The organism is Rasiella sp. SM2506 (assembly GCF_050859505.1).
In the GTDB taxonomy this organism is placed as follows: Bacteria; Bacteroidota; Bacteroidia; order Flavobacteriales; family Flavobacteriaceae; genus Marinirhabdus.
The window spans coordinates 2,120,794-2,139,970 of record NZ_CP193934.1; the positions used below are offsets into that span (position 1 = coordinate 2,120,794).

The following is a 19,177-nucleotide window of genomic DNA, read 5'->3' on the forward strand; positions in this document are numbered from 1 at the left end:
ATAACTATGAAGCACAGTTATTTAACAATTTTGATTTTGGCTCTTGTAACAACAGTTACTGGATTGGCGCAACAAGACGCCCAATTTACGCAGTACATGTACAACACACAGGTTGTAAATCCCGCCTACGCTGGATCTAGAGATGCCCTAAGTTTTGGGGCGTTGTACAGAACACAGTGGGTTGGTTTTGAAGGAGCTCCAAAAACAGGAACCTTTACCGTAAATTCACCCATTGGTTCGCTAGAAAATATGGGGCTTGGCCTTTCCATTGTACGTGATGAAATTGGACCCTCTATAGAGTCTAATGTAAACATAGATTACTCGTATACTATTAATACGTCAGATACTGCTGAATTAAGCTTCGGTTTAAAAGCTGGAATAGATTTGTTGGATGTAGATTTTACAAAACTGAATATTTTTGACCAAGGTGATCCGCGTTTTCAGAACAATGTTGATAACAAAATTCAACCACAAATTGGAGCAGGACTTTACTATAATACTGAGAAATTCTACGCAGGACTTTCGGTGCCAAACTTCCTTACCACAAAACATTACGACGAAAGTAATATCAATACCATAGATAATGAAACCATAGCTGCAGAGCGGTTACACTATTTCTTAATTGCAGGATATGTTTTCGATTTAAGTGAAAACCTCAAATTTAAGCCCGCTACCTTAGTAAAGGCAGTGAGTGGATCGCCATTACAGTGGGATGTGTCGGCTAACTTCCTTATTAACGAAAAATTTACATTAGGAGCTTCCTATCGCTGGAGTGCTGCATTTAGTGGCCTGGTAGGTTTTCAAGCTAGTGAAAGTATCTTTATTGGTTTTGGGTACGATTACCAAACCACAGACATTGAGCAGTATAGTGATGGTTCCTACGAGATCATGCTGCGCTTCGATGTCTTTAAGAAACCGGAACGTGTACTTACACCTAGATTCTTCTAAAAAAACAACACACTATTTATGAGGACAGTTACAACTTCACACAAACTAATCTTAACAGTACTGGTACTTTTAATAACCAGTATTGGTTTTTCCCAAAAGAAAAAAGTAGATAAAGCTAACAAAGAGTTTGACAAATTAGCCTATATCGACGCTCGGGAAATCTACTTAAAAGTAGTAGAAGATGGCTATGAATCTGCCCAGATTTTTCAAAATCTTGGCGATACCTATTATTGGAACAGTGATTACGATAATGCTGCCAAATGGTATCAAAAATTAATCGCCAATTATCCATCCGAGGTAAAAGCAGTATACTATTACAGAGCGGCGCAATCTTTAAAAAGTTTAAAGAAATATGACGAGTCCGACAAGTTAATGGATTTGTATGCAGCTGTTGGAGGTGACGGACTTATTATCCAAAATTATAAAGACGATCCTAAATATCTTGAAAGTATTGCTTTTGAAGCCATAGGATATGAGCTTGAAAAAGTAGCAGTGAACACCAAGTTTTCAGACTTTGGCCCTTCTTATTATGGGGACAAATTGGTATATGCTTCGGCAACAGCCAGCACTGAAGGTAGTAAAAACTTCGAGTGGACAGATCAACCCTTCTTAGATTTATTTGTTGCAGACATGGATTCTTTAGGGCGCCTGTCTAACGCTACTAGTTTAAAAGGAGCTATTAATACAAAATATCACGAATCTTCCACCACATTCAGTAAGGATGGAACAACGGTATACTTTACCAGAAATAACTTTATAGATGGTAAAAAAGGAAAAGATAAAAACAAAACGATTCGTTTAAAACTATATAAAGCAACCAACAATGGTGACAATGTCTGGACCAATATTGAAGAGCTTCCGTTTAGCAGCAAAGAATACTCTGTCGCGCATCCTACACTAAGTAAGGATCAAAAACGATTGTACTTTTCTTCAGACATGCCTGGTACCTTAGGGATGAGTGATCTTTGGTATGTCGAAATTCAGGGCGATAACAGCTATGGAGAACCTGTTAATTTAGGACCTGGAATAAATACCGAAGCAAGAGAGTCCTTTCCATTTATTAGTGATGCAGGAAACCTTTATTTTTCTAGTGATGGACGTGCTGGTTTAGGAGGGTATGATATTTATACCACCAAACTAGATGCAAATGGAATGGCCACCACCATCAAAAATTTAGGGGAACCCGCTAATAGTAATCAAGATGATTTTGGTTTTATTATAAGAGAAGAAAAGAAAATAGGGTACTTGTCTTCCAACAGAGATGGAGAAAGAGGTAGTATAGATGATGATATTTACCGAGTACAAGAACAATGTGAGATTACACTAATAGGAACTGTATTTGATGCAGAAACTAAAGGCCTTATCCCTGGTGCCACAGTGCAACTGTTAGATGAAAATAATGGGCTTGTAAATGAAGTTATCGTTGGAGAAGATGCAGCATTTGAGTTTATGGTGGCTTGTGATACCACCTATATAATTCGTGGTATGAAGGATGGCTATGAGTCTTACGAAACAAGAATTGCATCGCCAGATGCAACAGCAACTATCACAGTGCCGGTACCATTAGTGCGTATTGGATGCGATCCAAGAGATCTTGGTTGTATCCTTAATTTACAGCCCATCTACTTCGATTTTGATAGGTATAACATTCGTCCAGACGCAGAAGTGGAATTGGCAAAAATATTAGCCGCCATGCGTAAGTATGAAGATCTTATTATTCATATAGAATCGCATACAGATTCCAGAGCTCCAAAACGTTATAACGAAATTTTAAGTGAGCGTAGAGCACAGTCTACCTTAAAATGGTTGGTAGCTAAGGGAATAGATAAAAGCAGACTTACCGCAAAAGGATACGGAGAAAATCAGTTGGTTAACAAATGTGCAGACGGTGTAGATTGTACCGAAGAAGAGCACCAGTTAAACAGAAGATCTATGTTTATAATACAGAATTAGGAAGCAAAATCCGAAATCGATTTTTTGAAGACGTTCCATAATTTTTTATGGGACGTTTTTGTTTGAACTTATTTTGACTTTTACACCTAAAATAAAAGGTCAAGATGAGTTCTCTGTAAACTACCTATTTTGTATTTTTGAGAAAAACCCAAAATACTGCTATGGTTGAAGAACAAGTAATCCTTGTCAATGAAAAAGATGAACAAATTGGCTTAATGCCTAAACTAGAAGCACACAAAAAAGGGTTGTTGCATAGAGCTTTTTCAGTCTTTGTTTTTAATTCCAAAAAAGAAGTGATGCTCCAGCAAAGAGCTTTAGGTAAGTACCATTCACCTGGACTCTGGACCAATACATGTTGCAGCCATCAGCGTAATGGAGAAGATTCTATTGCCGCTGGAGAACGAAGATTGATGGAAGAAATGGGCTTTAGCGTTCCCTTAAAAGAAACCACATCTTTTATATACAAAGCACCTTTTGATAATGGTTTGACGGAGCACGAATACGATCATATTCTCATTGGTTATTACGATGATCTTCCTAAAATTAACCCAGATGAAGTTGCAGCCTGGAAATGGATGCCTTTAGCAGCTATAAAAAATGACATTGACCAAAATCCAGCAATTTATACGGAATGGTTCAAAATAATTTTCGATAAATTTTACCAGCATATCAACGTATGAGCCTAACCGTATACAGAAAAGCACATTTTAACGCCGCCCATAGACTTTTCAAAAAAGAATGGAGTGATGCCAAGAATTTTGAAATCTTCGGAAAGTGTAGCAATCCATTGTATCATGGCCATAATTATGAACTGGAAGTAGGTGTAACGGGCGAAATAGATGCTGAAACAGGGTTTTTAATCGATTTAAAAATACTGAAGGACCTAATTGAAACTGAAATTGAAATTCCTTTTGATCATAAAAACCTGAACAAAGAAGTGCCAGAATTTGAGCATTTGAATCCTACCGTCGAAAACATCGCCAAAGTTATCTATGACAAGCTTAGAAAGAAGCTGGATTCAAAATATGAAATTACAATAAAGTTATACGAAACACCCCGCAATTTTGTGGTGTACACAGCATAAGCAATGAACAAAGGCGACACACTTCCAGATTTTACTTTAAACGATCAAAACGGTGAGCCGTATGCGAGCGAACTCGTGAAAGGAAAGCAGCCCGTTGTTATCTATTTTTATCCTAAAAATTTCACCCCTGGATGTACCAAAGAAGCCTGTAGTTTTAGAGATGCCTACGAAGACTTTAAAGATCTTGGTGCAGAAGTAATTGGGATTAGTGCAGATACAGATGTGTCCCATCAAAAATTTGCAAAACGGTATCGTTTGCCTTTTGTGTTACTGGCAGATACTAAGAAGAAGGTTCGTAAACTATTTAACGTGCAAAGTACGATGCTGGGTTTACTACCCGGAAGAGAAACTTTCGTATTTGATGCCAGCGGAATCCTAGTCTACAAATTTGAATCTATGGGCGCCACAAAGCACATAGAAAAATCACTGCAATACCTTCAAAAAAATAGCGATGGATAAACCAAAATTATATCCCTTGCAATTTGTTCCCGAACTGAAAGAAAAAGTATGGGGAGGCAGCAAGCTACAAACAATTCTCGACAAAAAAAGCCGAGATAACAGCAATCACCTTGGCGAAAGCTGGGAAATCTCGGGAGTGCAGGGTACAATTTCAAAGGTTTCAAACGGAGCGTTGAAAGGAGAGGAAATCACCCAACTTATTCAGAAATACACATCAGATTTAGTAGGGGAGCGGGTGTATCAAAAATATGGCGATCAGTTTCCTTTGTTGTTCAAGTTTATAGATGCAGAGCAAGACCTTTCGGTGCAATTACATCCTAACGATGCCTTGGCGCAGGAACGTCACAATGCCTTTGGGAAAACAGAAATGTGGTATATTTTGCAAGCTGAAAATGATGCCCGGCTTATCTTAGGTTTTAATAAAAAGCTGAATAAAACTACCTATGCTGAAATTTTAAAAACTAAAAAAATCACGTCAGTTTTACATGCTGAAGAAGTGCACCAAGATGAAGCGTATTTTATTGAGCCCGGTTTGGTGCACGCTATTGGAGCAGGTGTTTTATTAGCTGAAATTCAGCAAACCAGTGATATTACCTATCGCATTTACGATTGGGATCGCCCAGATACCGATGGAACGTTTCGGGAACTACATACCAAAGAAGCCTTGGATGCCATTCAGTTTACTACAACCAATCCTAAAATAACCTACACAGATCTTTTAAATCAACGTGTTCTTTTGGTTTCCTGTCCTTATTTTGTAACCCATAAGCTAGTAGTATCAGAAAATTTCAACATAGAAAATTTTCAAAATGAAAGCTGCAAAGTGTATATGTGTACCCAGGGTAAAGCCGAATTTATTACCGAAGACACCTCCACCACAATACAAAAAGGTGAAACGATCCTTATTCCAGCCTGCTGTACAAACTACCAAATTAAAACCGAAAACGCCACATTTTTAGAGGTGTACATTCCGTAGTAATTCGTACCTTGCGCCCATAATTTTAAACAAAAAAACATGGCGAGTGTACGCAATTTAAAAAGAGATATTAATTACGTTTTAGGCGATATAATTGAAGCAGTCTACATATGGGAGCTTACCAATCCAGAGAAAGACACCAAAAAATCACAAGCAATCATCGACGATGCTATCACTACTTTTGACGATCTTATCGTAAAAGTAAACGATCGAAGCGTTGCAAATGCAGATAAAAAAGCACATTTTAAGGCGGTAAACCAGGATTTAGAAAAGAATGGTAGAAAATTAATCGATAAGATTAATGCGCTGTAAGTACTACCAATTTAATTGGTATAACATTTAATTAGCAGCTTGTGCTGCCAGTAAAGACTCCAGATCGGTTCCGTATTTGGAGTCTTTTATATTTTGTGGTAGTGCTTTGTACACGGTGTCTAAGTATTTTTGTGTAAGCCCTTGGGTCTCATAGACTATAATGTACGGGGCAATTTCAAATTCTTTTTGTGTCAAAGCATAGTTTACTGAAGCAAGATATTTACTTCGTAACACACTTTCTTCTTGTTTCTGTAACACCGCATACACCGAATCGTTTTGTTCGGCCAGCGCTTTTAATTTTAGCGAAACTACCTCTAGATTTTTATTAGCATAACGTTGCATCAATTTTTTATACTCCTCTAGCTTTTCCTGGTTTTTGGAACCAGTCACCTTGTATTCGGTACCAAATTTTTCCAGGGTTGTGGTAATGTTTAGCTCACCTTCTTCAGCAAAAAACGGAATACGTTCGTCCAGCAGATCACCGTTCTTTAAACGCAAATACAAATAATGCACTTGCGGACTAGCTACCGAAACCGAAAATTCAAAGGTTTCATCACCTGTCATTTGTATAGAATCTACAGAAACCAAGGTGGTATCTTCAATTTTCTGAAGAATAAGCGTTCCTTTTTTGAGCCCATCCACGGAGCCGGTAAGCTTCATTTCGTGTTCTGGAGCACAACTGGTAAAAACAAGTAAAACGATTAGTATTACGGAAAAGTACGATTTCATAAGTCTTATTTAGAAGTCGGCAAAGATGCAAAATTACCCTTGATTGGGCAATCTTCAGAATAGAATTCCGAAGAATTTATCCAACCGCTACCAATCGCATCATTACCGTACACAATACAGCACCTAAGGTTCCTATCGCATACCCAAACACAGCTAATAAAACCCCAACAGTCGCCAGGGAAGGATGAAACGCAGAAGCTACAATAGGAGCAGAGGCGGCTCCACCAACGTTGGCCTGACTTCCCACAGCTAAAAAGAAGTAGGGGGCACGAATTATTTTTGCCACCAAAATAAGAAGTCCCGCGTGTATCGCCATCCACATAAACCCTACGGAAAGTAATCCCGGATTGTTGAAAATTTGCATAATATCAATCTTCATTCCAATACTGGCTACTAAAATATAGATGAAAATACTTCCTATTTTACTGGCGCCGGCACCTTCATAGTTTTTGGCTTTGGTATACGATAAAATAATTCCAATTATAGTAGTTATTGAAACCATCCAGAAGAAGCTGGAATTTAGGAATGTGAGGGAATTTCTAGTAATTCCTGGTTCCAAACCTGTAACAAAGCCTTCAAAAGCAGCGCTTAAATAGCCTGCTCCAAAATGTGCTATACTTACCGTACCAAAGGCGATCCCTGCTAAAATCATATAATCTGTGAGAGTAGGGTTTCGGGTTACTTTTGAAGAATAATTTTCAACTTTTTCCTTTAATTTTTCAATGGCCGATGTATCTGCTTTTAACCATTTGTCAATTTTGGCAGCTTTACCAATACCTATCAGTAATATAGCCATCCAAACATTGGCAACTACAATATCTACAAAAACCATTTGCCCATACTGGCTTGGGTTAAATTCATAAACTTCTAGCATAGCGGCTTGATTAGCACCACCGCCAATCCAACTACCAGCGAGGGTGGACAGCCCTCTCCATACAGCGTCTGGCCCAACACCTCCAACGGTTTCAGGTGAAATTAAACCAATCACCATGACAGCAATAGGACCTCCAAGAATAATCCCAACGGTACCCGTAAAGAACATAATAAGTGCTTTGGGACCTAGGTTAAATACGGCTTTTAAATCCATACTCAGCGTCATTAATACAAGAGCTGCGGGTAATAAATACCTACTTGCCATATAGTAAAGATTTGTACTTCCTTCCACAACAGCGCCACTTTCCTGCACAGTAGTCCACTCGGGAGCAATAAGTCCAACCGAGGTAAAAATAGCTGGTATGAGATATGCCATAAAAAGAGCAGGAACAATCTTGTAAAATTTAAACCAAAACCCTTGTTTTAAGTGTGACGTGTAGAAAATTAGTGCCAATGCTACCATTAAGAGTCCAAAAACTACGGTGTCACTGGTAATAAATGGCGTGGTATCTTTTACGATTTCAGTAATGGTATCTTGCATGGTAATTAGTTTTTTTGCAAAATACATTTTCTATTTCAATCTAGATACTTCTCTATTCTGAAATTTTACTTCTTCGGCAATCGATTCGCTTTTTTAAGCATTTCATGAAGCATCCATTCAATTTGGCCATTAGTGCTGCGAAATTCATCTGCAGCCCATTTTTCAATGGCCTTCATAGTATCTTCATTTACTCGCAATGCGAATGCTTTCTTTTTGGACATTTTAGGATGTCTTTTTTCTGGTTACTTTTTTACAAAGGTTGCTACGGCTTCAATAAGCTGAGGAATTACCGGTCTTCTAGGCTCGTTGTATGATTTTTGGTTCACCAAGTCATCATCATCTGCTTTAAGTTCTTTTAAGGGATGGTTCATATTCCTAATAATGGTATAGGTAGCATCTGGCTTAGCCATTCTCAAAACTTCACCTTCTGACGGTAACACCTGTATATCTTTGTCTCCAGCTATAATGAGTACGGGAATATCAAGTTTTGCTATTTCCAATGCTGGGTCATATCGCATCCAACTTCTAATAAAAGGCTGAATACTGGGTCGAAAAATAGATGCCAGTCCTTCACTATAGTTTTGTGTACTTCCGTTGGCTGCTAATTCATCAAAGGCAGTGCGGGCATTATCTTTAAGACCAGGCGCTTGTTGTGAAAGTTGTTCTACAATCACATTGTCAATACTGCGACCAGGACCTGCTATAGAAATATAGCCATCTACCCCATTTTGAGCTGCTACCATCCCAACGGTTGAACCCTGACCATGACCAAGGACGATGATTTTTGAAAAGGCATCCGACCGTTTAAAATAGGCTACAATATCCTGGGCATCTTTTATAAAATCGTCAAAACGAATGCTTTGTTCATTAATGGTGCGATCTTTCATTTGTTTGATAATACGCTTATCGTATCTAAACGTAGCAATACCTTTTGTATACAAACCTTCGGCCAAAAACTTTAGATGGTTGTTCGTCATCATTTGCTGGTTTCCATTTCGGTCTGTAGGTCCGGAGTCGGCAATAAGAATGACTAAAGGAGATTTGCCGGAAGTTTCAGGAGTGAGAATGGTTCCGTCTATAAACGCGCTTACACTTATATCTTTCTGATTAAGTTTAATTCCATCCTGAGCAAATAACGAAGTGCTAAGGGTAATACATACTAAAAGCAATTTAATTTTCATATCTGGTGTTTTTTGAAATGTAGTTATCAATCACTTTTTGGGCTACATCGGGTTCTTGTGTGCCCACCAAAGTCTTGCTATGGTCTTTAAACACAATCTGTATGCCCATATTGCCTTTTGTATTATAAACTTTCCCGTTTCCTTTTAAGGAATACTTATACCCCCAGCCTCCATACTCACGTAAAGGCTTATATTTTCTTATATATACCTTTTCAATTTGTTGCCAAGATGCGGTTCGTAGTTTTTTCTGAAAAGGCGCAAACCCGTAGTGAATGCCTTTTTCATCAATTCTGGTCTTTAATTTTGTGGTGAATAACACTACTGAAACTAACGCTAGAATTAAAAATGGGGGCGCTTTTTCAATTAAAAAGTCTGAAACGTTGCCTTCTGAAATTTCAGATATTCCTAGTATAAGACCCACAATAGAAGCCAGGAAAAGTCCGTAGATAAGAATTTGTACCCACCACTGATCAAACTTTTGAATTTCAGAAAATATTCTCATTATCTATGCTTTGGTCTTTCTAATAGTGCAAAAAATTGATGTGCCGCTTGTCCCATGGTTGTAAACCCTACAACGTTCCAACCCTCTCTTGCTGAATCGTTGAGAACGTCTTCAAATTTTGTGGTATTGTCCTACCAGTGAAATTCAGATTTTAAAATTTTATATTCGTTCATAGTCTATAGATTATGTGTTTAAGGTTCCTGCGTTTATAACGGGTGAAGCATCCTTGTCACTACATAAAATAACCATTAAGTTACTTACCATAGCCGCTTTTCTTTCTTCGTCCAAGGTAATTATTTGTTTTCGGCTTAGTTCGGCCAGAGCCATTTCTACCATACTTACGGCGCCCTCTACAATCTTGTGACGCGCTGCTACAATGGCAGTCGCTTGTTGTCTTCTCAACATAGCACTCGCAATTTCATTGGCGTAGGCGAGGTAACCAATTCTGGATTCTAACACTTCAATACCTGCGATATCCAACCTATCTTCCAATTCTTTCTCTAAAGCTTCGTTTACTTCGCTCATACTTGAACGTAGTGTAATGTCTTCATCGGTACCTTCGTCTGCAAAGTTATCGTAGGGATATTTGCTCGCTAGTTCACGTACCGCAGCATCGGTCTGGATACGCACAAAATTTTCATAATTGTCTACATCATAAGCAGCTTTGTGAGTATCACTTACGCGCCAAACCAAAATAGTACTAATGATAATTGGATTTCCTAATTTGTCATTCACTTTTAGGCGCTCACTATCGAAGTTTCTGGCACGTAGTGAAATTTTCTGCTTGGTGTAAAACGGATTTACCCAAAACAGCCCGTTCTTTTTAATAGTGCCTTTGTATTCTCCAAACAGTAATAATACGCGTGAACCATTAGGATTTACCAATACAAAACCGGGTAGGATAAACAGGCAAAGAAATATAAGTACCCCAAACCAAGGAACTCGGGTGATGAAAATGGCAGCAATACTACCAATAAAAAGCAGGAAAAACAAAAACAGCATAAAGTAGCCGTTGGAGGGAGTAGAGATTTTTTCGTTCGACATAATAGTTGATTTAAAATGATATTAAAGTGATATTAAACAAATATAGGTTTTTTATTCTGAATTTTCCAAATTAATTTAACAATAGCTTCAAAAGAGGAATGGTATCTTTGTATGAAATACATCGCTAATGGTACGTTATATAATCACAGTTTTATTGGTTTCACTAAGCATTCAACTTACTTCGGCAGCTGAAGACTGGGGAAAAACAGGACACAGGGCAACAGGTGAAATTGCCGAGCAATACCTTTCAAAAAAGGCAAAAAGAACTATCAATAAGTTGCTAAATGGAGAGTCTTTAGCTTTAGTTTCAAATTATGGAGACGATATAAAAAGTGATCCTGCCTACAGAAAATACGGACCATGGCATTATGTGAACTTTGCTTTTGATGGCAGCTATGAAGCCTCAGAAAAAAGTGAAAAGGGAGATTTGTATGCAGCAATCAATACATGTGTTTCGGTTTTAAAAGCGGATAAGGCTACCAAAGATGAAAAAGCTTTTTACCTTAAAATGTTGGTTCATTTTATGGGCGATTTACACCAACCTATGCACATTGGGGTGGCAGATGATAAGGGCGGTAACGATTTTCAGGTACGCTGGTTTAATGATGGGACGAACTTACATACTGTTTGGGATAGTAAAATGCTAGATAGTTACGAGATGTCTTATAGCGAACTTGCGGCCAATGCAGCAAAGCTTTCAAAATTTCAGCTTCAAGCCATACAAGAGGGTACCGTAAAAGATTGGATGAACGAAAGTCGCATATTGTGTAAAGAGGTGTATGCCACTACCGAAATAGGAGATAAATTAGGATACCGTTATATGTACGATTATGTACATGTAGTCCGAGGACAATTGCAAAAAGGAGGGATACGTTTGGCAGTGTTGTTGAATGAGATCTTTGGATAGTTAGTTTTTTTTTGAAATTTTATTGTGTGTAATCTGTTTCTGGCGGCTACTTTTAAAGCGGTCCATCTCAGAATCTCTTAATTTGGCGTGTTTGGTAGCTCTTCCCTGTACGCGCTTTCTCCACATTCTAAAACTGGAAGGTTTCATCTCCCGACGCATGACTTCTATTACGTCTTGTTCAGATAATTGAAACTGAAATGTAATGGCTTCAAAAGGCGTTCTGTCTTCCCATGCCATTTCTATAATTCTGTCTAATTCTCTTTCGGTAAAGTCTCTTTCCATAAAAGTTGTCATTGCGTGCGTTTTTAGTGTATATATCTAAAAGTAAGATTTATTCGCGGGTTTACGGCTTTTTTGGTCTTAGGAATTTGATGTTGCCAACATTCCTGAGTAGTTCCTTTCATAAGCAACAAACTTCCGGCATTGAGTTCTACCTTGTGACGCAGTTTTTTATTGGCTTTGTTTCTAAGTTGAAATATTCTTTTTGCTCTTAAACTTACAGAAGCTATGACAGGATTGGTGCCTAACTCTTTTTCATCGTCACTGTGCCAACCGTTGCTGTCGCTTCCATCACGGTACAAATTTAACAGGACTACATTAAAAGTTGTATTCCATTTTTTTTCAATTCTACTTTTTATTTCAAGAAGTAATGCAGTAAATGGTTCGGGGTGCATCGTGATGTTGGAGTAGCGGTAACTCTTATCTTTTTCTCCGTATAACGCTGTTAGTCTGGGTTGCTGGTATGTTTTCCCGAAGATTTTTATATCGTCTTGTTGCCAGTGGATGTCTTTCTGAAATATAGTGAAATAATGTGCGGCTTCTTCAGCCGAAAGAAAGTTGGGCACATAAAGAATGTCTGCCTCAGGAAGTTCTAACAGCTGTTCTTGTTGAAATTCTAACGAAGAAAATAAATCCATATTACGTATAAAGATACGCCCAATACATTAAGGCAAATTGTAACGGTAGCCTAATTATTAAAGCCCACTTCGGAAGTTTCATCGCGGCTTTTTCATTTTGTAACATATAAATATGTACAGGAATAAAAGCTACTAGCATCGCTATAATTGCCCAAGCTCCAATAGTTTGACCTTCTGGATTGAGGAGTAAAAATCCTGCGATCATTTCAGCAAGACCGCTTACTACCACCAATGTGCTGGGCGACGGTAAATAGGGCGGAATGATACGTTGGTACATTTTGGGTTTCTGAAAATGAAACGCTCCTGCAACGATAAAAACTAAGCCTAATACGTATTGATGCCAAGGTAACATTATAGGGTATCTTTAGGTTTTGTTTGTAGCGAATCTTTTTCATTTTGCAGTAATGAATCCAGAGAAGGAGCTCCATCACCAATACCACCATCTGCTTCGACGGGAATCATTTTTTCTTCTTTTTCAACCTGCTCTCTGCAAGAGATGGCAAGCGTAAATATTATAACTAAAAATAAAATATTTTTCATAATGTAAAAGTAGGGATAAAAGCAAAAACCCCATCACTAGTTGGAAGGGGTTTTTTTAAGTTTCCTTAGAAATGAGTTATCTATTCTTTTACCAACTGTTTGATGAGCTGTCCATTTTCAGAAGAAATAAGCAAGAAATAGGTTGCACTGGCAATCTCTGAAATATCCATTTGGTGCGCTGTAGCGTTATCGATTTTAAAAGTCTTGATGAGCCTACCGGTTACGTCATAAAGTTGAACTTCCTTTAAATTAATATGATTAGGGTTGGAAAGGTTAACAACGTTCGTAGCCGGGTTAGGGAATATGCTTAGTGTCGCCAGGTTTTCCTGTGTGGGTATGTCCAGAACACCTTCAATGGTAAGCCTGAAAGAGCAGGCTGCTTCGTTGCCGGAAGGATCTGTAGCGACAAAGTTTATAGTATACTCCCCATTATCCAAAAGGGTGCCTGCTACTGGAGTTTGTGAAATATTTGTAGTATCCAGGCAGTTGTCTTCTGCATATACTTCTCCCAAGGCAACATAATCTGGCAACGAATAAAGTGTCCCATTTGTTTGAACTGTTTGACTCTCTGGGCAGTTAATCACCGGATCTAAGGTGTCCACAACATTTACAATTGCGGTACACGTATCAATAGTACCATTGCCATTCGTTACGCTAAGGGTAACTTGTATAGGGGTTCCCACATCACCACAATCAAAAGTATCTATATCTATGGTAATGCCATTCGCACATCCTCCTCCAGTAGAACCTCCGTCTATATCACTTGCATTTATAACCGCTGTTCCATCTTGTTGTAACGGTACGGTAATATTCTGGCAAACAGCCATAGGGATTGCATTTTCTTCTTCAACTGTTACAACGGCAATACAGGTGCCTACATTACCGTTTACATCGGTCACAGAAAGTGTTACGTTGTTAGGTCCAACAGTACTACAATCAAAAGTATCTCTGTCTATGGCAATGGTTACAATGCCACAAGCATCAAAGCTGCCACCGTCTACATCTTGTGGTTCTATGGTAGCCATTCCCGTAGCATCTAACTGAATGGTTATATCCTGACACATTGCTTCTGGCGCTACGGTATCTTGTACAGTAACAATTGCTGTACAGCTTGTACTATTTCCAGAAACGTCCGTCACTGTCATAATAACTGTATTTTCACCCACGTCATTACAATCAAATGTATTCTGGCTCAAGGTAATAGTATCTATTGCACAGTTGTCTGTACTGCCTCCATCTACATCTGAAGCTAAAATTGTCACCATCCCTGTTGCGTCCAATTGCGCAGTGAAAGGCTGGCAAATTGCGATTGGTGGTGTGTCTTCAAGTACCGTTACAATTGACGTGCAAGTGCTGGTATTTCCATTCACATCTGTTACCGTTACTGTAATTGTATTCATTCCAATATCGTCACAGGTAAAGGTGGTTTGCGATGCAGTGATGGATGCCACGCTACAATTATCTGAATTTCCGCCATCCAAGTCGCCTGGTAAAATAGTCACAGTATTATCTGTTGCTAGCGAAACAGTAATATCTTGACAAACTGCGGTTGGAGGAATGGTATCCTCTACAATAACAATAGCATCACACGTACTTATATTTCCAGCAGTATCTGTAACCGTTAAGGTTACTGTTTGTGTGCCTACCTCCGCACAGGTAAATGTGTTGGGTGATACGCTCATAGAGGCAATGGAGCAATTGTCTGTACTGCCACCATCTACATCTGTTGTTGTAATTACAGCAATTCCTGCTGCATCTAGTTGGGCCGTAAAGGCCTGGCACACTGCTGTTGGAGGTGTGTCGTCTACTAGGAGTACAGTAAATGTACAGGAATCTGAATTTGAAGAAGCATCTGGCGCCGTTAAAGTAATTACGGTATTTCCTGTAATTATAGTGCCTGGCGCTGGTGATTGTGTCACAGATGGAGTAGGGTCACAGGCTTCTGTTACGGTTGCCAATCCTGTATAATCTGGCAGTGTAAACTCGCAATTCCCATCAAAGGTTTCAGTTTGATCTGTGGGGCAGGTAATGACCGGTGCGGTAACATCTTCCACAGTAACTATGGCTGTACAGCTAGATGAATTTAATGCATCGTCAAAAATGGTAAGCGTAACAGTAACAGGTGTTCCTACATCTGCGCAGCTAAACGTATCTATATCTATTTGGTAATCGGTTACAGCGCAATTGTCGGTACTGCCTCCATCTACATCGGCAGCGATAATAGTTGCATTTCCAGTAGCGTCTAGTTGGATGGTAATATCCATACATACAGCTACAGGTGCTTCCGTGTCATTCACCGTAACATCAAAACTACAACTTCCTATATTTCCTGAAGGATCTGTCACTTCAAATGTATTTGTGGTAGTGCCTACTGGGAATTCACTTCCGCTAGGGAGGCCCGAAGTTTGAGTTAAAATTGTTGTATTTGCTATCTCTAAAATATATGGAAATGCTGCACTATCGTCTACATCATTGTACCAAAACGTGTCACTGTATAGTTGTACATAATTTCTATTCACACTACCAGCTCCGGGTTGACCTGGAGCCCAGTTTGTATAGGTTACAGGAGATCCATCCTGCCATTCAAAAGTGCCTTCGGCTGCTACATCGGTAAGACCGATGTGAACATAAGTTTTATTTTTTGCTAGAAGTCGATCAAATAAAAATACCTGAGTTTCTGCAGAAGGTATTGTGGCAACAACGCCTCCTTGTAATAAGGCATCTGCAAATGCATCGGGACCTGTAAAAATGCCATCTGAAATATAATATGCTTTTTCATTTGTAAAACCTATTTGCTCAAAACCAGGTATAGGGGCAACATCGCAATTTTCAGATCCATATACAGTGTAGTCAATAATAGCTCCACAAACTCCTAAACCGTTATCTGCAATAATATCTGCTGGACACGTTAATACTGGCAGTTCGGTATCATTTATAGTAATGTCAAAACTACAAGTATCTGTGTTTCCACCACCGTCTGTTACCACAAATGTGTTGGTGGTGGTTCCAATCGGGAAAAAACTATTAGGGCTTAATCCTGCTGTTTGTATGGTATTTTGCTGTAAATATTCTTGGCCTTCTAAGCGAATCAATAATCCAGCACTTAATGGTGGCGTATAATTTTGACCATTACAATTTAAATATCCTATAGCTGTTTCTGATGTAGTATCATTATTATAAATAGCTCGTGTATTTGCATCTACGGGCAGGTGTACCTCTACTATCACAGTTTTATTAGTAGGAATAAAAATATTTACAGGAACATCTACATAGGTGTTAAAACCAGGAGATGGTATGTTTACTGAAAAAAGTGGAGGAATTTGACCAGATAGCGGTGCAGCATAGGTTTGTATAGGATGTTCTAACTGGTCTCCCAGGTATATGTTCACATTAAAACTTTCAGTAGTGTTCGTGCTGGCAATTCCTAGATTTATATTTTCGAGTAGGTAGTCTGTTGTAACACCTTCTGTAGGTAGATTAAAGATACGAAGGTGACTGGAGCCTGTATTACAAAAAATAGTTGAATTGTAATTATGATCTATTTGCTGTATTGAAACGGGCTGTGTTGGAGCACAGTCATCAACAGGAACTGGAATGGCATAGTCTACAAAAGCACCACATAAACCTGGGTCATTATTTTGGGTTATATCTCCTGGACATACGATAACGGGATCTGTTGTATCGGTAAGGGTTACATCGAAACTACAGGTGTTTGTATTGCCAGAAAAATCGGTAGCCACAAAAGTATTGGTTGTTGTGCCAATCGGAAAATCGGAGTTAGGAGAAAATCCAGCGGTTTGTTCGAGTGTTCCAAAATATTCAATAACATATCTAGCTGAACTGGTTACTTGAACATCATTCCAACTTCCAGTTCCTGTCATTAAGGTATAATCTTCTCCTCCAAGATCATTAGGTTCTCCAGGATTCCAATTGGTGTACGTTGCTGTGCTACCACTTTGCCATTCAAAAGCACCTTCTGTAGTAGCATCGTTATATCCTATGTACACCTGTATTCCCCCTGCTTGGGCTGTGATGGCATTTCTTAGATAGGTATTTGTTGCAGCATCTTCCACTGTTGCAACGGTTACACCTAAACCTGCTGCATTTGCGAAAGCGACATCAGCTGTTGCGGGTGCATCAGACAAATAATAGGTTTTATTTTGGTTGGTACCCAAAAATGTGAATCCTGCAATGGTTTCTAGTGGCGGAAACGGATTGGTAATATTGTCTGTAACAGTAACAGTATATGTTACAGGATTTGTACCGCAATCTCCAACGATATCTGCTGGGCAGGTGATTACCGGTGGCGTAGTATCCGGTACTTCAGCAGTTTCATAAGCACCATAGTCTACGGTGGCAGTACCATCGCTATTACCATCTATAATTCTAGTATTTCGGTTTAGGTCTGTTGCTTGTGTAACATCACTATTTACACCAACATCAATGACAGGGGAGGTGGATTGTAAGCTAAAATCATATACTGCAGGATTGGTAAACAAAGGATCTATGTTAAATAAACAACAATCTCCAGTTAAAGGGCCGCTTTCATATAAACTGTTACTACCTGACTGTGTTAGATTTGGAAAATTTAATATGTCAATTGAACCAGGTCCATTATTCCAGAATATATTGTTGATAAAATAAAAAATAACTTCTCCTGTATTGTTTAAATATATGGCAGATCCTGAAGTGCTAGCAGTATTTTGGGTAAACGTATTACCAATAATTTCTACATCAAAAAGAAGTGAGCTTGTTTCGTAGTTGAGTCCGCCACCTAATGTTGCACTGTTGTCATGAAAAAGTACATTCTCTGTTCTAAGCTCTGAATTTACATTTGAGAATCCACCTCCTAGATTAGCCGAGGTGTTAAAGTTAATTTTTGTAGTAAAGATATATACATTACCAGCATCTCTTACATAAAAGCCACCACCGCTTTCAGTAGCGAAATTATTTGAAATAGTACTGTTAATTACTGTGATTTCTTGTTGTGCATTGGGTGCGTAAATACCGCCTCCTAGGTTGTTAGTGCCACTCCCATTTGCATATCCATTTCTTATAATAAGACCATCTAATATATTGGTAGTTCCGGTGTCTAACAATGAAATTACATGGTAAGAATTATCTGTTGTAGTTGCAAGAACTCCAATATCACCATCTAAAATAGTAGGATAGGTATTAAAATCTCTTGTAACCAAATTTATAACTCCATTATTTGGAGAAAAACCACCATACACATTGGTATTTCCTGGAATTTCAAAACTAATGGTTCTATCTGCTGTGGTGGTTGGGTAATAGGTTCCTTCAGCAATATAAATAGTGTTTACACTTGCACAGACTTCAGCTGCAGTTATAGCGTCTTGTAAGTCCGTAAAAGCATCTACCCAAGAGGTGCCATTATTTGCTCCGGTACCGTTTGCATCTACATATACTATGTTAGTAGTAAATAAAGCACAAGAAACCGCATAGGTAACTTCAATAGTATCTATAGCAAAAGAAGGATCTGCACCAACACCATTTGCATCGTTATCCCATAAGATTCCAATTTTTATATTTGGATTATTATTTGCTGAAATTGGTAAATCTAACGTGTATTTCGTAGCAGCCCATTGCCCTTGAGCCAAAGGAGTTCCGCAACCTCCACCACAGCAAGCGGTTTTTGGTAATGTAGCTACCAGCGTAGACCAAGTTGTACCGTCAAAGTAAACTAAGCCTGCTTTATCATTAGTGTCTTCACCAAAATGCATATAATCGAACGAAATGGAGAGTCCATAAACTCCTGTAGCATTAATAACAGGACTTTCAATTCTTTTATGAGTTTCTCCTGTTGCGCCTACATTATATGTTGCCCCACAATCGCCTGTTGGGCATACTCCGAATGCTACAGACCCTACGTGTAATGTTTGGTTGCTGAGGGTTGGGTTAGAAAAACATCCATCGCCACAACTACCCGTTCCTGTAAAAGCTTCTGCAGAACTTATAAACCATTCATTGGCAGCTGTACCTTGAGTTCCTATTGAAGTTACAGCCCAAGTGCCATTTGTTGTGATAACACCATTTGCATTTTGATTTTGGTTAGTACAGGCTGCATCTAATCCAAAATTCTCATTCCACAGCAGTGTTTGTGCATACGTGCTTTGTGAAATATATGCTAATACTACAATGAAGAAATAAGTAATTTTTTTCATAATGGTGGGAGTGTGGTTATGCAGAC

The 19,177-nt window shown here is 38.7% G+C and carries 19 protein-coding genes; 8 read left to right on the plus strand and 11 right to left on the minus strand.

The genetic code is table 11. From position 1 onward, the window contains the following. The first annotated feature begins 6 nt into the window (after positions 1-6). The 7 genes from ACQ2HF_RS09605 (at position 7) to ACQ2HF_RS09635 (ending at position 5,732) form a co-directional block, all read left to right on the plus strand. On the plus strand, positions 7-948 hold the full coding sequence (locus ACQ2HF_RS09605; protein ID WP_432410210.1) for a PorP/SprF family type IX secretion system membrane protein: 942 nt from the start codon (positions 7-9) through the stop codon (positions 946-948). A gap of 18 nt (positions 949-966) precedes the next feature. Further along, complete coding sequence (locus ACQ2HF_RS09610) at positions 967-2,901, plus strand: OmpA family protein (RefSeq protein WP_432410211.1); 1,935 nt, start codon at positions 967-969, stop codon at positions 2,899-2,901. A 161-nt stretch (positions 2,902-3,062) separates the two neighbouring features. Then, complete coding sequence (gene idi / locus ACQ2HF_RS09615) at positions 3,063-3,581, plus strand: isopentenyl-diphosphate Delta-isomerase (protein ID WP_432413075.1); 519 nt, start codon at positions 3,063-3,065, stop codon at positions 3,579-3,581. Then, positions 3,578-3,985: a 6-pyruvoyl trahydropterin synthase family protein gene (locus ACQ2HF_RS09620; protein WP_432410212.1), complete on the plus strand. Its 408-nt coding sequence runs from the start codon at positions 3,578-3,580 to the stop codon at positions 3,983-3,985. The genes idi and ACQ2HF_RS09620 overlap by 4 nt, the downstream gene beginning before the upstream one ends. A gap of 3 nt (positions 3,986-3,988) precedes the next feature. Next, the gene (locus ACQ2HF_RS09625; RefSeq protein ID WP_432410213.1) at positions 3,989-4,444 is read left to right on the plus strand and encodes a peroxiredoxin; all 456 of its coding nucleotides are present in this window, start codon (positions 3,989-3,991) and stop codon (positions 4,442-4,444) included. Next, positions 4,437-5,420, plus strand: coding sequence for a type I phosphomannose isomerase catalytic subunit (locus ACQ2HF_RS09630; RefSeq protein WP_432410214.1), 984 nt, complete (start codon positions 4,437-4,439; stop codon positions 5,418-5,420). Before ACQ2HF_RS09625 ends, ACQ2HF_RS09630 begins: the two co-directional genes overlap by 8 nt. 39 nt (positions 5,421-5,459) lie before the next feature. Further along, on the plus strand, positions 5,460-5,732 hold the full coding sequence (locus ACQ2HF_RS09635) for a hypothetical protein (RefSeq protein WP_432410215.1): 273 nt from the start codon (positions 5,460-5,462) through the stop codon (positions 5,730-5,732). A gap of 27 nt (positions 5,733-5,759) precedes the next feature. Here ACQ2HF_RS09635 and ACQ2HF_RS09640 read toward each other — a convergent pair whose 3' ends face one another. From ACQ2HF_RS09640 to ACQ2HF_RS09665, 6 genes are all read right to left on the minus strand, one after another. Then, positions 5,760-6,461 carry a DUF4369 domain-containing protein gene (locus tag ACQ2HF_RS09640; protein WP_432410216.1) on the minus strand — a complete coding sequence of 234 codons (702 nt, stop codon included), beginning with the start codon at positions 6,459-6,461 and terminating at the stop codon, positions 5,760-5,762. A gap of 76 nt (positions 6,462-6,537) precedes the next feature. Continuing rightward, entirely contained in the window at positions 6,538-7,875 is a 1,338-nt protein-coding gene (locus ACQ2HF_RS09645; protein ID WP_432410217.1) for a DUF819 domain-containing protein, read from the minus strand. Between the two features lie 65 nt (positions 7,876-7,940). Next, the gene (locus ACQ2HF_RS09650; RefSeq protein ID WP_432410218.1) at positions 7,941-8,096 is read right to left on the minus strand and encodes an Arc family DNA binding domain-containing protein; all 156 of its coding nucleotides are present in this window, start codon (positions 8,094-8,096) and stop codon (positions 7,941-7,943) included. Positions 8,097-8,117: 21 nt separating this feature from the next. Continuing rightward, positions 8,118-9,056, minus strand: a complete 939-nt coding sequence (locus ACQ2HF_RS09655) for an alpha/beta hydrolase family protein (protein ID WP_432410219.1) — start codon at positions 9,054-9,056, stop codon at positions 8,118-8,120. After that, positions 9,046-9,558, minus strand: a complete 513-nt coding sequence (locus ACQ2HF_RS09660; protein WP_432410220.1) for a hypothetical protein — start codon at positions 9,556-9,558, stop codon at positions 9,046-9,048. The genes ACQ2HF_RS09655 and ACQ2HF_RS09660 overlap by 11 nt, the downstream gene beginning before the upstream one ends. 183 nt (positions 9,559-9,741) lie before the next feature. Next, positions 9,742-10,602: an SPFH domain-containing protein gene (locus tag ACQ2HF_RS09665; RefSeq protein ID WP_432410221.1), complete on the minus strand. Its 861-nt coding sequence runs from the start codon at positions 10,600-10,602 to the stop codon at positions 9,742-9,744. A 127-nt stretch (positions 10,603-10,729) separates the two neighbouring features. Between ACQ2HF_RS09665 and ACQ2HF_RS09670 the strand changes: the two genes are divergently transcribed. Continuing rightward, positions 10,730-11,509 carry a S1/P1 nuclease gene (locus ACQ2HF_RS09670; protein WP_432410222.1) on the plus strand — a complete coding sequence of 260 codons (780 nt, stop codon included), beginning with the start codon at positions 10,730-10,732 and terminating at the stop codon, positions 11,507-11,509. Here the strand turns inward: ACQ2HF_RS09670 and ACQ2HF_RS09675 are convergent, their stop codons facing one another. The 5 genes from ACQ2HF_RS09675 to ACQ2HF_RS09695 form a co-directional block, all read right to left on the minus strand. Continuing rightward, positions 11,510-11,791, minus strand: coding sequence for a TIGR03643 family protein (locus ACQ2HF_RS09675; RefSeq protein WP_432413076.1), 282 nt, complete (start codon positions 11,789-11,791; stop codon positions 11,510-11,512). A gap of 23 nt (positions 11,792-11,814) precedes the next feature. Next, positions 11,815-12,426, minus strand: coding sequence for an alpha-ketoglutarate-dependent dioxygenase AlkB family protein (locus tag ACQ2HF_RS09680; protein ID WP_432410223.1), 612 nt, complete (start codon positions 12,424-12,426; stop codon positions 11,815-11,817). Between the two features lies 1 nt (position 12,427). Next, on the minus strand, positions 12,428-12,778 hold the full coding sequence (locus ACQ2HF_RS09685) for a DoxX family protein (RefSeq protein ID WP_432410224.1): 351 nt from the start codon (positions 12,776-12,778) through the stop codon (positions 12,428-12,430). Beyond that, the gene (locus ACQ2HF_RS09690; RefSeq protein WP_432410225.1) at positions 12,778-12,966 is read right to left on the minus strand and encodes a hypothetical protein; all 189 of its coding nucleotides are present in this window, start codon (positions 12,964-12,966) and stop codon (positions 12,778-12,780) included. The genes ACQ2HF_RS09685 and ACQ2HF_RS09690 overlap by 1 nt, the downstream gene beginning before the upstream one ends. Before the next feature lie 80 nt (positions 12,967-13,046). Continuing rightward, entirely contained in the window at positions 13,047-19,151 is a 6,105-nt protein-coding gene (locus ACQ2HF_RS09695) for an HYR domain-containing protein (RefSeq protein WP_432410226.1), read from the minus strand. Positions 19,152-19,177: the final 26 nt, after the last annotated feature.

Excerpts from the sequence above, each read along its gene's own strand:
- ACQ2HF_RS09675 (WP_432413076.1), bottom strand. The coding sequence starts at position 11,791 with ATGGAAAGAGACTTTACCGAAAGAGAATTAGACAGAATTATAGAAATG.
- ACQ2HF_RS09635 (WP_432410215.1), top strand. The coding sequence starts at position 5,460 with ATGGCGAGTGTACGCAATTTAAAAAGAGATATTAATTACGTTTTAGGC.
- ACQ2HF_RS09690 (WP_432410225.1), bottom strand. The coding sequence starts at position 12,966 with ATGAAAAATATTTTATTTTTAGTTATAATATTTACGCTTGCCATCTCT.
- ACQ2HF_RS09650 (WP_432410218.1), bottom strand. The coding sequence starts at position 8,096 with ATGTCCAAAAAGAAAGCATTCGCATTGCGAGTAAATGAAGATACTATG.
- ACQ2HF_RS09645 (WP_432410217.1), bottom strand. The coding sequence starts at position 7,875 with ATGCAAGATACCATTACTGAAATCGTAAAAGATACCACGCCATTTATT.
- idi (WP_432413075.1), top strand. The coding sequence starts at position 3,063 with ATGGTTGAAGAACAAGTAATCCTTGTCAATGAAAAAGATGAACAAATT.
- ACQ2HF_RS09610 (WP_432410211.1), top strand. The coding sequence starts at position 967 with ATGAGGACAGTTACAACTTCACACAAACTAATCTTAACAGTACTGGTA.
- ACQ2HF_RS09665 (WP_432410221.1), bottom strand. The coding sequence starts at position 10,602 with ATGTCGAACGAAAAAATCTCTACTCCCTCCAACGGCTACTTTATGCTG.
- ACQ2HF_RS09660 (WP_432410220.1), bottom strand. The coding sequence starts at position 9,558 with ATGAGAATATTTTCTGAAATTCAAAAGTTTGATCAGTGGTGGGTACAA.
- ACQ2HF_RS09670 (WP_432410222.1), top strand. The coding sequence starts at position 10,730 with ATGGTACGTTATATAATCACAGTTTTATTGGTTTCACTAAGCATTCAA.
- ACQ2HF_RS09640 (WP_432410216.1), bottom strand. The coding sequence starts at position 6,461 with ATGAAATCGTACTTTTCCGTAATACTAATCGTTTTACTTGTTTTTACC.
- ACQ2HF_RS09625 (WP_432410213.1), top strand. The coding sequence starts at position 3,989 with ATGAACAAAGGCGACACACTTCCAGATTTTACTTTAAACGATCAAAAC.
- ACQ2HF_RS09605 (WP_432410210.1), top strand. The coding sequence starts at position 7 with ATGAAGCACAGTTATTTAACAATTTTGATTTTGGCTCTTGTAACAACA.
- ACQ2HF_RS09695 (WP_432410226.1), bottom strand. The coding sequence starts at position 19,151 with ATGAAAAAAATTACTTATTTCTTCATTGTAGTATTAGCATATATTTCA.
- ACQ2HF_RS09655 (WP_432410219.1), bottom strand. The coding sequence starts at position 9,056 with ATGAAAATTAAATTGCTTTTAGTATGTATTACCCTTAGCACTTCGTTA.
- ACQ2HF_RS09680 (WP_432410223.1), bottom strand. The coding sequence starts at position 12,426 with ATGGATTTATTTTCTTCGTTAGAATTTCAACAAGAACAGCTGTTAGAA.
- ACQ2HF_RS09685 (WP_432410224.1), bottom strand. The coding sequence starts at position 12,778 with ATGTTACCTTGGCATCAATACGTATTAGGCTTAGTTTTTATCGTTGCA.
- ACQ2HF_RS09630 (WP_432410214.1), top strand. The coding sequence starts at position 4,437 with ATGGATAAACCAAAATTATATCCCTTGCAATTTGTTCCCGAACTGAAA.
- ACQ2HF_RS09620 (WP_432410212.1), top strand. The coding sequence starts at position 3,578 with ATGAGCCTAACCGTATACAGAAAAGCACATTTTAACGCCGCCCATAGA.